Source organism: Lentzea alba, from assembly GCF_011067745.1.
GTDB lineage: Bacteria > Actinomycetota > Actinomycetes > Mycobacteriales > Pseudonocardiaceae > Lentzea > Lentzea alba.
Window position 1 is genome coordinate 1388367 of sequence record NZ_JAAMPJ010000001.1, and the last position, 14750, is coordinate 1403116.

15 protein-coding genes are annotated in these 14750 nt (G+C 70.4%); 5 read left to right on the plus strand and 10 right to left on the minus strand.

The genetic code is table 11. The annotated features are described in order from the left end of the window. Nucleotides 1-35 precede the first annotated feature (35 nt). Complete coding sequence (gene groES / locus G7043_RS06650) at nucleotides 36-329, minus strand: co-chaperone GroES (RefSeq protein WP_030478362.1); 294 nt, start codon at nucleotides 327-329, stop codon at nucleotides 36-38. A 173-nt stretch (nucleotides 330-502) separates the two neighbouring features. Between groES and G7043_RS06655 the strand changes: the two genes are divergently transcribed. Next, nucleotides 503-2011: an alkaline phosphatase D family protein gene (locus tag G7043_RS06655; RefSeq protein ID WP_166044617.1), complete on the plus strand. Its 1509-nt coding sequence runs from the start codon at nucleotides 503-505 to the stop codon at nucleotides 2009-2011. A 137-nt stretch (nucleotides 2012-2148) separates the two neighbouring features. Here G7043_RS06655 and tsaD read toward each other — a convergent pair whose 3' ends face one another. Genes tsaD through tsaB form a run of 3 tightly spaced genes read right to left on the minus strand, consistent with a single transcriptional unit; the run spans nucleotide 2149 to nucleotide 4332 of the window. Next, nucleotides 2149-3204: a tRNA (adenosine(37)-N6)-threonylcarbamoyltransferase complex transferase subunit TsaD gene (gene tsaD / locus G7043_RS06660; RefSeq protein ID WP_166044618.1), complete on the minus strand. Its 1056-nt coding sequence runs from the start codon at nucleotides 3202-3204 to the stop codon at nucleotides 2149-2151. Then, on the minus strand, nucleotides 3197-3655 hold the full coding sequence (rimI, locus tag G7043_RS06665) for a ribosomal protein S18-alanine N-acetyltransferase (RefSeq protein ID WP_166044619.1): 459 nt from the start codon (nucleotides 3653-3655) through the stop codon (nucleotides 3197-3199). Before rimI ends, tsaD begins: the two co-directional genes overlap by 8 nt. After that, on the minus strand, nucleotides 3652-4332 hold the full coding sequence (gene tsaB / locus G7043_RS06670) for a tRNA (adenosine(37)-N6)-threonylcarbamoyltransferase complex dimerization subunit type 1 TsaB (protein WP_166044620.1): 681 nt from the start codon (nucleotides 4330-4332) through the stop codon (nucleotides 3652-3654). The genes rimI and tsaB overlap by 4 nt, the downstream gene beginning before the upstream one ends. 203 nt (nucleotides 4333-4535) lie before the next feature. On the opposite strand from tsaB, the gene G7043_RS06675 reads away from it, so the two are divergent. Continuing rightward, entirely contained in the window at nucleotides 4536-5885 is a 1350-nt protein-coding gene (locus G7043_RS06675) for an acyl-CoA synthetase (RefSeq protein ID WP_166044621.1), read from the plus strand. A 62-nt stretch (nucleotides 5886-5947) separates the two neighbouring features. On the opposite strand, the gene G7043_RS06680 is transcribed toward G7043_RS06675, so the two are convergent. From G7043_RS06680 to alr, 4 genes are all read right to left on the minus strand, one after another. Then, entirely contained in the window at nucleotides 5948-6289 is a 342-nt protein-coding gene (locus G7043_RS06680) for a hypothetical protein (protein ID WP_166044622.1), read from the minus strand. A gap of 63 nt (nucleotides 6290-6352) precedes the next feature. Next, on the minus strand, nucleotides 6353-6814 hold the full coding sequence (gene tsaE / locus G7043_RS06685) for a tRNA (adenosine(37)-N6)-threonylcarbamoyltransferase complex ATPase subunit type 1 TsaE (RefSeq protein ID WP_245848330.1): 462 nt from the start codon (nucleotides 6812-6814) through the stop codon (nucleotides 6353-6355). Continuing rightward, nucleotides 6811-7908 (minus strand): alpha/beta fold hydrolase, encoded by a 1098-nt coding sequence (locus G7043_RS06690; RefSeq protein ID WP_166044623.1) that lies wholly within the window; start codon nucleotides 7906-7908, stop codon nucleotides 6811-6813. The genes tsaE and G7043_RS06690 overlap by 4 nt, the downstream gene beginning before the upstream one ends. Beyond that, nucleotides 7905-8990 (minus strand): alanine racemase, encoded by a 1086-nt coding sequence (gene alr / locus G7043_RS48100; RefSeq protein ID WP_166044624.1) that lies wholly within the window; start codon nucleotides 8988-8990, stop codon nucleotides 7905-7907. Before alr ends, G7043_RS06690 begins: the two co-directional genes overlap by 4 nt. Nucleotides 8991-9112: 122 nt before the next feature. Between alr and G7043_RS06700 the strand changes: the two genes are divergently transcribed. After that, on the plus strand, nucleotides 9113-9736 hold the full coding sequence (locus G7043_RS06700) for a maleylpyruvate isomerase N-terminal domain-containing protein (RefSeq protein ID WP_166044625.1): 624 nt from the start codon (nucleotides 9113-9115) through the stop codon (nucleotides 9734-9736). Nucleotides 9737-9830: 94 nt separating this feature from the next. Here the strand turns inward: G7043_RS06700 and G7043_RS06705 are convergent, their stop codons facing one another. Together G7043_RS06705 and glmS are read right to left on the minus strand one after the other, a co-directional pair. Then, nucleotides 9831-11213, minus strand: coding sequence for an NAD(P)H-hydrate dehydratase (locus G7043_RS06705; RefSeq protein ID WP_166044626.1), 1383 nt, complete (start codon nucleotides 11211-11213; stop codon nucleotides 9831-9833). After that, complete coding sequence (gene glmS, locus G7043_RS06710) at nucleotides 11214-13073, minus strand: glutamine--fructose-6-phosphate transaminase (isomerizing) (protein WP_166044627.1); 1860 nt, start codon at nucleotides 13071-13073, stop codon at nucleotides 11214-11216. Nucleotides 13074-13207: 134 nt separating this feature from the next. Between glmS and G7043_RS06715 the strand changes: the two genes are divergently transcribed. Both G7043_RS06715 and G7043_RS06720 read left to right on the plus strand, forming a co-directional pair. Continuing rightward, the gene (locus tag G7043_RS06715; RefSeq protein WP_166044628.1) at nucleotides 13208-14035 is read left to right on the plus strand and encodes a dienelactone hydrolase family protein; all 828 of its coding nucleotides are present in this window, start codon (nucleotides 13208-13210) and stop codon (nucleotides 14033-14035) included. Nucleotides 14036-14045: 10 nt separating this feature from the next. Continuing rightward, nucleotides 14046-14729 (plus strand): hypothetical protein, encoded by a 684-nt coding sequence (locus G7043_RS06720; RefSeq protein ID WP_166042684.1) that lies wholly within the window; start codon nucleotides 14046-14048, stop codon nucleotides 14727-14729. The last annotated feature ends 21 nt before the right edge of the window (nucleotides 14730-14750 follow it).

Here is a 14750-nt window from a genome sequence, read left to right on the forward strand (position 1 = left end):
CGTCAGGCATGCAGCCTCTGTGCCAACCGATGGAACTAGTTGACGACGGCCAGCACGTCGCGAGCGGAGAGGATCAAGTACTCCTCGCCGTTGTACTTGACCTCGGTGCCGCCGTACTTCGAGTAGATGACGACGTCGCCGACAGCGACGTCCAGCGGGACGCGGTTGCCCTTGTCGTCGATGCGGCCGGGGCCCACCGCGAGGACCTTGCCCTCCTGGGGCTTCTCCTTCGCGGTGTCCGGGATCACGAGGCCGGAGGCAGTGGTCGTCTCGGCCTCGGAGGCCTGAACGACGATCTTGTCCTCGAGCGGCTTGATGTTCACGCTCACCGGGATGACCTCCACGGGTCGTTGGCAGGTTTCGTTGTTACGGCTCCTGCCACCCCGCCGTCGCGGGGGTCGGGGCGGTGCTGGTGCCGTGCAGTTGGCACTCTACCCATGAGAGTGCCAACGCTTCAACGAGACCCCCGAACCGATCACCGGTTCGGAGCCGTATTCAGGGCATGCCCACCTTGACCCGCCGCACGCTGCTGCTCGCCGGCGTGGCGGGAGTCACAGCGTTCTCGGCCTCCGCGTCCGCCAGACCCGCCGACCCTTTCACACTCGGTGTTGCCTCCGGCGACCCGACACCCGACGGAGTGGTGTTGTGGACCCGGCTGGCCCCCGAACCGCTCGCCGAGGACGGTCTGGGCGGCATGCCGTCCCGTCCGGTCGAGGTGCTCTGGCAGGTCGCCGCGGACGAGCGCTTCACCCGAATCGTCCAGCACGGCTCCATCCCCGCTCGACCGGAGGAGGGCCACACCGTCCACGTCGAACTCGCCGGCCTGGAGCCCGGCCGCGAGTACTTCTACCGCTTCAAGGCGCTGAACTACCTCTCGCCGATGGGACGCACGCGCACGGCTCCCCCTCCGAACGCGCTGCAGGTACCGCTGACGATGGCCTTCGCGTCGTGCGCGCAGTACGAGCACGGCTACTTCACGGCTTATCGCAGGCTCGCGGAGGACGAGCCCGACCTGGTGCTGCACCTCGGCGACTACACCTACGAGTACGAGAGCGGCATCCACGTCGCCCCGAGCGGCAACGTCCGGCACGTCGACGGACCGACCACCACGACGCTCGCCGACTACCGCCGTCGCCAGGCGCAGTACAAGACCGACCCGGACCTGCAGGCCGCGCACGCCGCCGCGCCGTGGTCGGTGATCTGGGACGACCACGAGATCGCCAACAACTGGGCGGGCCTGCAGCCCGACACACCGCAGGTGAACTTCGCCAAGCGCCGCGTGGCGGCGTTCCAGGCGTACTACGAGAACATGCCTTTGCGCAGGTCACCCAGGCTGTACCGGCGGATCGGCTGGGGTTCGCTGGCGACGTTCCACATGCTCGACACCCGCCAGTACCGGACCGATCAGGCGTGCGGGGACGGGTTGCAGCTGTGCCCCGAACGGCTCGCGCCGGAACGCACCATGCTCGGCGCCGCGCAGGAGGACTGGCTGCTCAACGGGTTCCGCGAGTCCAATGCGCGCTGGGACGTGCTCGGGCAGCAGGTGTTCTTCTCGCAGTACGACTACATCCCCGGCGACGTCGACAAGTTCCTGCTGGACGCGTGGGACGGCTACGTGGCGGACCGGGACCGGGTGGTGGCGGGGCTCGCGGACGTGCGCAACCCGATCGTGCTCACCGGCGACGTGCACGCGGCGTGGGGTGCGGAGGTCAAACAGCGGTGGGACGACCCGTCGTCCAGAACACTCGCGACCGAGTTGGTGACAACCTCGATCACGGCCGGTGGCGACGGGTCGGAGGAGTACGCCGAGACGTCGTCGTGGCTGCGCGAGAACCCGCACGTGAAGTACTTCAACAACCGCCGTGGGTACACGCTGACCAGGTTCACACCCGATGAACTGCGCACGGACTTCCGCGGGCTGGACTACGTGACGCGGCCAGGCTCACCCGTCCACACCAAGGCTTCTTTCGCCGTGGAGGACCGCGTCCCAGGCCTCCACCGCCTCAACTGAGCGCACGCGGGGCCCTTCCGTGCGGTCACACCGAACGAAAGCTCCCCGCGTGCACCAACCAAATTCCGCATGCCGGAAGGAACGCGGGGGCCCCGCGTTTCCCTGAGGGGAACGCGGGGCCCCCGCGTTCCGGAAAATCAGAGGATTTGGACGGTGTTGACCGGGAGGCCCGGGTTCGTCGAGATGTCCATCCGGGACGGCTTGGCGCCCGCCGCGACCAGGTGGGCGCCGAGCGCCGCGATCATCGCGCCGTTGTCGGTGCACAGCCGCGGCCTCGGCACGCGCAGTTCGATGCCGGCCTCGGCGCACCGCTCGGCGGCCAGCCCGCTCAGGCGCGAGTTCGCCGCGACACCGCCGGAGATGACCAGCGTGTCGACGTTCAGGTCCTTCGCGGCGCGGATCGCCTTGGCGGTCAGCACGTCCGCGACGGCCTCCTGGAACGACGCGGCGACGTCGGCCAGCGGGATCTCCTCGCCGGCGCGTTCGGCGCGCTCGACCCAGCGGGCCACCGAGGTCTTCAAGCCGGAGAACGAGAAGTCGTACTTCGCGTCGCGCGGACCGGTGAGGCCGCGCGGGAATGCGATCGCGCATCCGTTGCCCTGCTTGGCGAGCTTGTCGATGGGCGGGCCGCCGGGGTACGGCAGGTCGAGCAGCCGCGCGACCTTGTCGTAGGCCTCACCGGCCGCGTCGTCCACAGTGGACCCGACCTCGGTGATCGAGTTCGCCAGGCCGCCCTCGACGAGCAGCAGCTGCGAGTGGCCGCCGGACACCAGCAGCGCGAGGCAGCGCTGCGGCAACGGGCCGTGCTGCAACGTGTCCGCGGCGACGTGACCGGCCAGGTGGTTCACGCCGTAGAGCGGCTTGCCGAGCGCGGCCGCGTACGCCTTCGCGGCGGACACGCCGACCAGCAGCGCACCGGCGAGACCCGGTCCGGCCGTAACCGCGATGGAGTGGATCTGGGAGAGCTCGACCTTCGCGGTGTCGAGCGCGCGGCGCATGGTCGGGACCAGCGCCTCGAGGTGCGCACGGGAGGCGACCTCGGGCACGACGCCACCGAAGCGGGCGTGTTCCTCGACGCTGGAGGCGACCTCGTCGGCGAGCAGTTCGAGCGAGCCGTCCGGACCGAGCCGGACGATGCCGAAGCCCGTCTCGTCGCACGAGCTCTCGATGCCCAGAATCAAGCGATCAGACACTTTGAGCAGGCCTTCCCATCGTGTACGCGTCGGCACCCGACGGCTGGTAGTAGCGGCGGCGCAGGCCGAGGTGCTCGAAACCGTGCGCCAGGTACATGGCGATCGCGGGCTCGTTGTCCGTGCGGACTTCGAGGTAGACCGGCACGCCGATCTCGTCGGCGCGGGCCAGCAGGGTGCGCAGGAGCAGCTTGCCGACGCCCCGGCCCTGCCAGTGCTTGACCACCGCGATCGTGTGCACGCTGGCTTCGTGCGGGCTCGCGGCGAGCCCGGCGTAACCGACGAGCTCGTCGGCCGCGTACGCGCCGATGTAGTAGTTGCCGTTGTCGAGCTCGCTGTGGAACGCGTTCTCGCTCCACGGGTCCTCGCCGGGGAACAGCGCCAGCTCGATCTCGTGGCACTTGGGCACGTCGGCGTGCTGCAGAGGTCCGATCGTGACGGTGCCGGTGGTCATGCCCTGGTCACCCGCTTGCGCCCGGTGGGCTCGACGGCGTCCGGCCGGCGCAGGTAGAGCGGGGTGAGCGCGGCGGGACGGGCCTTGGCGAGCACCTCGGCGGCCGCGGCGGCGACCAGGCCCTCGGGCGTCGGGTGCTTGGCGTCGAGCAGTTCGAGACCGAGAACGTCCTGGTAGATCTCGGCGCCCTCACCGGTGGCGTGGTGCACGCCGAGGGTGGGCAGCTTCTCCGCGAGGTCCTGGGGACGTTCGACGTGCGGCCCGTCCGTGCGGCGACCGGCGGCGTCGTAGGCGGCCCAGTAGACCTCCTTGCGCCGGGCGTCGGTCGCGACGAGCAGCGGGTGGCCGCTGGCCGCGTCCTTGGCGATCGCGTCGGTGGTGGCCACCGGGTAGACCGGGCGGTTGAGCGCCTGACCGAGCGCGGCGGCGGTGGCGAGGCCGACCCGCAGACCGGTGAACGGCCCGGGCCCCGCGCCGACGACGATGGCGTCGAGGTCGGCGAAGGTCTTGCCGGCCTCTTCGAGGGCGTCGCTGATGTGCGGGGTGAGCAGCTCGCCGTGCGCCTTGGCGTTGAGCGTCACCCGCTTGGCGAGCAGGCGCGGCGGGGAGTCTGGCGCGAGTTCGACCACACCGGCGGTGACTGCGGGGGTGGCCGTGTCGACGGCGAGCACTAGCACGATTGTCCAGAGTAGTACGAGGTCGTGTCGGTCATCCGGTCGCCTCTTGCCGTCAACCGCCGGAGGCGATTCGGCGGCAAGCGGCGGCCGGATGACCGACTTCTCGACGACCTCGTCGCCATCTGCGGAGCAGGGGCAATCAGACACGTGTGCAGAACCACACTTCCGATGCGTCCTCAAGGCACGCGCATCAGGCTTGACCCATGTTCGCTGAACCGAGTGACCGCGAAGCTCTCCGATTTGGAGACACGTCTCTGACCTACGCCGAACTGCATCAGGCTGCGGGCACTCTGGCCGAGCGACTCAAAGGCAACACGCGTGTTGCCGTGTGGGCGACTTCGACGCTCGAAACGTGTGTGGCGGTGGTCGCCGGGCTGCTCGCGGGTGTGGCCGTCGTGCCGCTCAACCCCAAGATCGGCGAGCGCGAACTCGATCACATCCTCGGCGACAGTCAGCCTGACCTGGTGCTCCGCGACGAACCGATCGTGTTCGGCGAGCCCGGGACGTTCGACGAGCCGGGTCCGGAGACGCCCGCGCTGGTCATCTACACCTCGGGCACGACCGGACCGCCCAAGGGCGTGGTGCTGCCCCGCCGCTCGCTCACGTCGAACATCGACGCGCTGGCCAAGGCGTGGCAGTGGACGAGCGACGACGTGCTGGTGCACGGGCTGCCGCTGTTCCACGTGCACGGACTGGGCATCGGCGTCCTCGGCGCGCTGCGGCTCGGCGGCTCGGTGCGGCACGTCAGGTTCTCGCCCGAGGCGATCGGCCAGGAGCTCGCGACCGGCGCCACGATGATGTTCGGCGTCCCGACGATGTACCACCGGATCGCGGAGGCCGTGGAGAACGATCCGGCGCTCGCCGACCGGTTCCGCACCGCACGGTTGCTGGTCTCCGGAAGTGCGGCGTTGCCCGCGAGCGACCACGAGCGGATCGCCAAGGCCACCGGACAGGGCATCGTCGAGCGGTACGGGATGAGCGAGACGCTGATGAACGTCAGCGTGCGGTTCGACGGCGATCGCCGGCCCGGCGCGGTCGGGCTGCCGGTGGACGGCGTCGACGTGCGGGTGGTCGACGAGCAGGGTCACGACGTGGGCGCCGACGCCATCGGCGAGATCGAGGTGCGCGGGCCGAACCTGTTCCTGGAGTACCTGAACCGGCCGGACGCGACGGAAGCGGCGTTCCGTGACGGGTGGTTCAGGACCGGCGACATGGCGGTGCGCGATCCCGACGGGTACGTCCGCATCGTCGGGCGCCGGGCCACGGACCTCATCAAGAGCGGTGGCTACAAGATCGGCGCGGGCGAGATCGAGAACGTCCTGCTGGAGCACCCGTCGGTGGCCGAGGTGGCGGTGACGGGCGAGCCGGACGACGATCTGGGCGAGCGGATCGTGGCCTGGGTGGTTCCAGCCGGCGTTGCGCCGGAACCGTCAGTGCTCAGCGACCACGTGGCGAGGCTGTTGTCACCGCATAAGCGGCCGCGGGTGGTGCGTTATCTGGAAGCCTTGCCGCGCAACGAGATGGGCAAGGTGCTCAAGCGCGAACTGTCCTGAACAGACAGACGCCGGGGATGGCCGATGGGCTCGTTCGGCCATCCCCGGCGCAAGTCCGGCGATCAGCCAGCCGAGTTGCCGTTGCAGGCGACGTAGGACGGCGCGTGGTCGACCGTGAAGATCTCCAGCGGGCCGTTCCACTGCCACGGCAGCAGGCAGGCGTTGTTGGCAATGCTGATGTCCGAGCCACCACCGGCGTGGTTGTCGTTGCACGCGGCGTAGCCGGGGGCGTGGCCCTCGTGCAGCAGCGAGAACGGGCCGTTCCACTGCCACGGCGCGGCACAGAGGTTGTCGGCGATGCTGATGCCGCCGGAGCGGTCGTGCTCGCCGGCAGAAGCCGGAGCCGCGGCGGCCAGCATGGCGCCACCGATGACAGCAGTCGCGAGAAGCGTCTTCTTGATCATGCGATTGTCATCGGCCGGTCACGCTCTGTCCTTAATGGACATCACCCGATGTGTTAAACAACATCACACAGGCAGGGCACGCGAGCGCCACTCGCCGTGCGGGATCAGCTGAGCTGTGCGAACGTCGTCGATTCCGCGTTCGAGGCGAATGAGGAGATGATCTTCGTTCAGGCGTTCCGCGACACCTTCGCCCCACTCGACGGCCACCACGGCGTCGACCAGATCCGTGTCCAGATCAAGATCGTCCAGCTCGTCCAGGTGACCCCCGAGCCGGTACGCGTCGACGTGCACCAGCCGCACGCCCCGGCCGTCCTCGGCGGGCTCGTGGACACGGGCGACGACGAACGTCGGCGACGACACCCTGCCCTGCACGCCGAGGCCGCGTGCCAGCCCGCGCACGAACGCCGTCTTCCCGGCGCCCAGCGGCCCCGCGAGCAGCAGCAGATCGCCGGCCCGCACGACTTCACCCAGCTTGCGGCCGAACTCCTCGGTGTCCTCCACCAGGGGCAGTTCGACGGTCTTCACGCTCGCCGCCACCACTTCTTCCGACTCTCTCCGCGATCGGCCGCGCACCGTTCGATCAGCGCGACCAGGTGGTCGTTGACGAGGTCAGCCTGCTCCATCATCACCATGTGCCCGGCACCGGGGGCCCGGACGAGGGTGGCGTCCGGCATCTCCTCGGCCATCCGCTCGGCGTGCGAGAACGGCGTCAGCCGGTCCGCGTCACCGCTCAGGATCAGCACCTCGCAGTGCCGCAACCCGGCGAGCGCCTTGTAGCGGTCGTGCGTGCCGAGGGTCTCCAGGAACTCGGTGAGCACCTTCACCGTGGTCCCGTTGATCATCTTCTCCATCAGGTCCACAAGGGACGGTGCCACCTTGCGGTCACCGAACGCCAACGCGCGAATACCGCTCCACGTCAGGGTTTTCGTGCCCTTGCGGACCCACTCGACGAACCCGGGCTGGATGCCGGCGAGGCGTCCGATGCCGAGCGTCACCGGGTTGTACCGCGACAGCACGGACTTCGGCAGCCCCGCGCCGCCCACCGCACCGGCGGCCGTGCCGACCAGCGCGACACCGCGCACCCGGTCGGCGAAGAGCTCCGGCCGCTGTTCCGCCAGCGCCATGATCGTCATGCCGCCCATGGAGTGGCCGACGAGCACGAGCGGTCCGTCCGGCACGACCGAGCGGATCACCGCGTCGAGGTCGTGCGCGAGCTGGTCGATCGTGCTGCCTTCCGGCGTCGTCTTCCCGGAACGGCCGTGCCCGCGCTGGTCGTAGAGCACCTGGTGCACCCGCGGGTCGATCAGCTCTGCGAGGTCGCGGCGCTGGAAGTGCCAGCAACGGCGGTCCAGCGCGAACCCGTGCACCAGCACGACGGTGATGTCGGCCTCGCCACCGTCACCGGGGTCGACCTCCTCGACGGAGATCGGCACGCCGTCGTCCGCCGCCACCGTCGACTCGCGATCGGGCCGCAGTTGCCCCAACGGTTCGTCGGCGAGGCTGTCGGTCGCGGTCTTGCGCTCGTGCGACACCTTCGCGGTCTGCGCGACGGCAGCACCCGCGACGGCGGCACCCAGCGCGCCGCCGACCCACCCGACGACCTTCCACACCGGCTTCACGTGTAGATCCTCCGCACCCGCGGCCGGTACATCCCGCAGACGATCTCGTAGTCGATCGTCCCGGTCAGCTCCGCCCACTCCGTCGCCGTCGGCTCCCCCCGGCTCCCGTCGCCGAACAGGACAACTTCCGCACCCTCGGCGATCGGGTCGTCGCCGCAGTCCACGACGATCTGGTCCATGCAGACACGCCCGACCACCGGGCGGCGCCTCCCGGCCAGGAGCACCTCCATCCGGCCGGACAGTGCCCTCGGAACGCCGTCCGCATACCCGGCCGGCACAAGCGCCAGCGTCGTGTCCTTCTGCGCGGTCCATGTCATCCCGTAGGAGACCGACTCGCCGGCGGGGATACGTTTCGTGAGAGCCACGTGCGACCGGAAGCTCATGACCGGCCTGAGGTCGTGATCGGTCGGCACGGGGTTCAGCCCGTACATCGCGATGCCGGGCCGGACGAGGTCGAAGTGCAGGTCGGGCCTCGTCAGCAGGGCCGCGGAGTTGGCGATGTGCCGCAACGGGTCGAGCCCGTGGGCCTTGGCCACCTCGTACGCGTCGTCGAACCGCTTGGCCTGCAGGTCGACGGACGGGTCGCCGATCTCGTCCGCGGACGCGAGGTGCGACCAGATGGCCACCACCTCGTGCTTCTTCGCCTGCTCGACCAGTTCCGGCCAGTCGTGCGGCTGGCAGCCGTTGCGACTGAGGCCGGTATCGATCTTCAGGTGGAGCCGCAGCCGGGCGTCGGCCTCCTCGGCCGCCGCTTCGACGCGGCGCAGGTCGGACAGCGACGCCACGGACATGTCGACGTCGGCGGCGAGACCGGCGGCGAGGTCCTCGTCCGGGGCGTCGAGCCAGGCCAGGATCGGCGCCTGGATGCCGGCCTGCCGCAGCACCAGGGCTTCCTGCGTGGAACAGGATCCGAGCCAGGTCGCGCCGGCTTCGAGGGCCGCGCGGGCAACCTCGACCGCGCCGTGGCCGTAACCGTCCGCCTTGACGACGGCCATCGTCTCCGCGGACGGGGCGAGGCCGGCGAGCAGCGCGACGTTGTGCCGCAGCGCACCGAGGTCGACGACAACTTCTGAACGGGCCATAACCTGTTCATCGTGCCATGACAGCCGCGAACAGGGACTATGGCGCAACTCGCACACGGGCCCCGCGTTCGCCGAGCGCGAAGTGCGGACCGCGGTGGTGCGGGCCTTGCCAGGCTGACGACATGGCCCCACAACAAACTTTCGTCGCGACCGCACACGCCTTCGCCGACCTGATCGACGCGCTGCCCCTCGACCGTCTGTCCGGACCGGGCCTCGGTGACTGGACGCTGCGCGACCTGATGGGCCACTCGGTCTCGGCCGGGCTGGACGGGGTCGCCGAGGCACTCGACAAGCCGGCCACCACCGAGGACATCACCGCGCCGGAGGCCTACTACGCCCTGGCGAAGACCATCGACCCAGCCGTCTACCAGACCCTTGTCGCGCTGTCGGCCACGGATGCCGGAGAGTGGGGCGCACGCCTGGGTGACCAGCCGGCGGGCCTGGTCCGGCAGTTCGCCGATCGTGCCGTCGCCGCCGTCACCGCCGCCGATCCGGACACGCTGGTCACCACGGCGGGCGGTGGCATGCGGCTGGCCCGCTTCCTACCCACGAGGACGTTCGAGCTGGTCGTGCACGGCATGGACATCGCCACCGCGGCGGGCCTGCCGTTCGACCCGCCCGTCGACGCGATCGCCGACTCGGCCGCGCTGGCCGCACGGGTCGCGGCCGTCACCGGCGAGGGCCCGGCCGTCGTGCTGGCGTTGACCGGCAGGCGTGCGCTGACCGCGGGCTTCTCCGTGATCTAGGGAGCGCTCACGCAGGGGTCCCCTCCAGGGGGTCCCCTGATTTCATTCTCCCAGGCGGCACCGACAAGATCGGGATCGGCGACGCACGGGCAGCTCAGCAGCCTCGGACGTGCCGGATCGCGTCCGGGATCGCCTCCATCAGCCCCGACGCGGGCACCGGAGCGCCGTCCGCGCCCAACTCCGCCGCCAGCACGTGCAGGTACGCCGCGTACCCCGCCGCCACGAACGGATCCAGCCCTCCGGCCAGCAGTGCGCCGATGATCCCGGACAGCACGTCCCCGGACCCGGCCGTCGCGGGCCACGAGGACGTCGCCGAGTTCACCAGCGCCCGTCCGTCCGGCGCCGCGACCACGGTCCGGTGGCCCTTGAGCAGCACCACGGCGTTGAACCGCTGAGCGGCTTTCCGGGCAGCCGCAACGCGATCCGCGCCGACCGGACCGGCCAGCCGCTCGAACTCGCGGTCGTGCGGGGTGAGAACCAGCGCGGAGTCGGGGTCTCGGGCGTCCCACAGCGACGGGTTCGAAGCCAGCAGCGTGATGGCGTCCGCGTCGGCGATCACCGGTACCCCGGCGTCCAGCACGAACCGCAGCACCTCCGCCGACGACGAGCCGGTGCCCAGGCCCGGTCCGACGACCCAGGCCTGGACGCGGCCGGCGTCGGTGATCGAGCCGGTGCAGATCGTCTCGGGCCAGCGTGCCCGGATCGCGTCGGCGGCCGGACCGGCGTAGCGGACCATGCCGGACGTCGCGAGCACCGCGGCGCCGGTGGAAAGCACTGCGGCACCTGGATAAGTCGCGCTGCCGGCGGCCACACCCGTGACGCCCTGGGTGTACTTGTCGTCGGACGGGCCTGGGACCGGCCAGGCGATGTCCGCCCGGTCGAGCAGCACGAAGTCGGGGTCCGCCGGGCGCAGGCCGATGTCGACCAGGTGCACGTCGCCGCAGTCAGCCAGCGCGTGCACCGGTTTGAGGCAGCCGAAGGTGACGGTGGTGTGGGCTTTCACGTACGGGCCGGAGATCTCGCCGGTGTCCGGGTCGATGCCGCTGGGCAGGTCCACAGCCAGAATCGGGACTTTCACGGTGTCGACGAGAGCGGCCGCGTCCGGACGTAGCGGACCGCGGGCGGACAGCCCGACGATGCCGTCGATCACCAGGTCCGGCGACCCGACCTCGGAGACGATGCGGCCGCCCGCTTTTCGAAACGCGGCAAGGCCTTCGACGTGCGCCTTGGCCGGGTTGAGCAACACGGCGGACACCGCGACCCCGCGGCGGCGCAGGAAGTACCCGGCCCAGAGGGCGTCGCCGCCGTTGTTGCCGGCACCGACCAGCAACGTGACGCGACGACGTCCGGACAGCAGCCTGAGGGCGTGGGTGGCCACACCGAACGCGGCTTTGCGCATCAGCGAGCCCGGCGGGACCACCGCCATGAGCTCTTCTTCAGCGGACTTGACGCGTTCGGTGTGCCAGACGCCTCTCACTCACTCGACGGTAACGGACTTCGCCAGGTTGCGAGGCTTGTCCACGTCGTAGCCGCGGCTGCGCGCGATCTCGGCGGCGAGCACCTGCAGCGGCACCGTCGAGATGAGCGGCTGCAGCAGGGTCGGGACGGCCGGGATCTCGATCAGGTGGTCGGCGAACGGGCGCACGGTCTCGTCGCCCTCCTCGGCGATCACGATCGTGCGGGCGCCGCGGGCCTGGATCTCGCTGATGTTCGACACCAGCTTCGAGTGCAGGACTGCGCGGCCCTTCGGCGACGGCATGACCACGACGACCGGGAGGTTCTCCTCGATCAGCGCGATCGGGCCGTGCTTGAGCTCGCCGGCCGCGAAGCCCTCGGCGTGCATGTAGGCGAGCTCCTTGAGCTTGAGCGCGCCCTCCAACGCCACCGGGTAACCGACGTGGCGGCCGAGGAACAGCACGGCCTTCGAGTCGGCGAGTTCACGGCCCAGGGCACGAACCTGGTCGACGGTGCCGAGCACGCGCCGCACGGCCTCGGGCATGGCCTCCAGCTCGTGGAACTCGCGGGCGACCTCGTCCGGGTACTTGGTGCCGCGGGCCTGCGCCAGGGCCAGGCCCACGAGGTAGTTCGCCGCGATCTGGGCGAGGAACGCCTTCGTCGACGCGACACCGATCTCCGGACCGGCGTGCGTGTAGAGGACGGCGTCCGACTCGCGCGGGATCTGCGCGCCGTTGGTGTTGCAGACGGCCAGGACGCGGGCCTTCTGCGCACGGGCGTGGCGCACGGCCTCCAGCGTGTCCGCGGTCTCGCCGGACTGCGACACGGCGACGACGAGCGTGTCGCGGTCGAGCACCGGGTCGCGGTAGCGGAACTCGGAGGCGAGCTCGACCTCGACGGGCAGGCGGGTCCAGTGCTCGATCGCGTACTTCGCGACGAGACCGGAGTGGTAGGCGGAGCCGCAGGCGATGACGAAGACCTTGTCGACGTCACGCAGGTCCTGGTCGGAGAGGCGCTGCTCGTCGAGGACGATGCGGCCGTTCGCGAAGTGGCCGCGCAGCGTGTTCGCCAGCGCCTCCGGCTGCTCCTCGATCTCCTTGAGCATGAAGTACTCGTGGCCGCCCTTCTCGGCGGCGCTGAGGTCCCAGTTGACCGTGAACGGCTTGGCCTCGGCGGGCTCACCGGCGAAGTCGGTGACCTCGTAACCGTCGCGGGTGAGCACGACCATCTGGTCCTGGCCCAGCTCGACGGCTTCCTTGGTGTGCGCGATGAACGCGGCGACGTCGCTCGCGACGAAGTACTCGTTCTCACCGACACCCACGACCAGGGGCGAGTTGCGGCGCGCGGCGACGACGGTGTCGGGCTCGTCGGCGTGCGTGAAGACGAGCGTGAACGCACCCTCGAGGCGGTTCACGACCTTGCGCACGCTGGCGGGCAGGTCGCCCTTGGTGTCGCCCTCGCCGTAGGCGAACGCCACGAGGTGCGCGACCGTCTCGGTGTCGGTGTCGGACGCCATCTCGACGCCGAGACCTTCGAGCTCGGCCCGCAGCGCGAGGAAGTTCTCGATGATGCCGTTGTGCACCACGGCGACGCGGTTCGTCGCGTCGCGGTGCGGGTGCGAGTTGCGGTCGATCGGCGCGCCGTGCGTCGCCCACCGCGTGTGGCCCATGCCGACGGTGCCCGCGAAGTTGTCGCGGCCCACCTCGTCAAGCCTCGTCTCCAGGTTCTGCAGACGACCTGCCTTGCGTTCGACGGCGAGATCATCGCCCGCCACGACCGCGACGCCTGCCGAGTCGTAACCCCGGTACTCGAGCCGCCTCAGCCCGTCCAGCACGACGTCGAGCGCCGACTGGTGACCCACGTATCCCACGATTCCGCACACGGAAAACAGACTAGCTAGACCACGCCGCTAACCCTAATGAGTGAGGGCGCTCCTTTTGCGCAGGTCAGCGGCCCATGTGGTGTAGACCATTCTCAGGTGTGGTGCGCGCGACAGGATCGACTACGGTTCACGGCATGGCTCGCCGCGTGATCACGCTGACCGCGAAACAGGCCCTCGAGCAGCTGAGCAGGCCCGGCCCGCACCCGGTGTTGCGCGGCGACCTCGCGCTCGTCGGCCTGCCGGGCGTGATCTTCACGCCGCAGTCCGGCCTGGGCCTGCCAGCCGTCTCGTTCGGACACGGCTGGATGCAGCCCGTTCGCCGCTACCACGGGCTTTTGCGGCACCTGGCGTCGTGGGGCGTCGTCGCCGCGGCCCCCGCCGTGGAGCGCGGACCGCTGCTGTCGTCCCGGGTGCTCGCGGCGAACCTGCTGACCACATTGGACATCTGCACCGGCGTGCGCCTCGGTTCCGGGGAGATCAGCGTCGACCCGGCCCGGCTCGCACTGGCCGGCCACTCGATGGGCGGCGGTGCGGCGGTGCTGGCGGCGGCGGAGGCCGACCGCGTCCGCGCCGTTGTGACTTTGGCCGCAACGGAGACCCGTCCGTCCGCCCTGGACGCCGCGCGCGACGTCCGGGCACCTGGCCTGCACCTCGCGGCCGGCGAGGACCGGATAGCGCCGCCGGTCGGCCACGCCGAGGCGATCGCCCAGGCCTGGGGCGGGCCCGTCCAGTTCCGGTTGCTGCCCAAGGCCTCACACCTCGGGTTCACCGAGGGCCGGCACTGGAGCGAGCTCATGCTGGACGGCCGGGCCGAGCGGGGGTCGCACAAGCTCGGACGTGCTTTCGTGACGGCGTTCCTGCTCCGGGTGCTGACCGGTGAGCGCGCGTACGACGAGCTGCTGGAGAGCGATCTGAAGGCCGCGAACCTCGTCTTTCAGCGGGAAGCGCTGCGCAGCCGCTAGGTTGCTGGGCGTGATGCCGAATCAGGGCTGGCAGCAGCAACAGCCGCAGCAGCAGTGGGGTCCGCCACCACCTCCGCCGAAGGGCGACAGTTTCGCGATGGCGATCGTCGTCGCGGTGGGTGCGTTCGGGGTCGCCGTGTACTGGGCGATCCTCGGCGTCATGCGGATCATCATCAAACGTCCGCACCAGTCGGAACCGGAGGTCGTCGCGGCTCTGCTGGCGAAGACCGGGGGCAACGCCGACCTGCTCGCGCCGCTGAGCATCGCCGACATGGTGCTCAAACTGCTCGCGGCGGTGGTGCTGATCTTCGGCGCGTTGCTGATCGTCCTGCGCAAGACGCCCGGCGCGTTCCTCGTGGCCGGTGCGGTCCTGCTGGGCATTCTCGCCGCCGGTTGCCACTTCTTCTACTACAACCAGCTCGGCTGGAGCGGCACCAGCGACACGTACGTCGCGGCCGGGCTCACGCTCGTCGTCGGGCTCGTGGCGATCCTGCCGCCGGTGACGAACGCGTTGAAACCCGCCGCCCAGCCGCAGATCGGCCAGCCGCAGATCGGCCATCCGCAGGGCGGCCAGCCGCCGTTCCCGCCGCAGGGTCCGCCACCCGGCTACGGCCAGCAGCCGCCCCCTGGCTACGGCCCGCCGCAAGGTCCACCGCAGGGCCCTCCGCCGCCCGGCTACGGCCCGCCGCGCTGACCAACGAGAACGCCCCCAGGT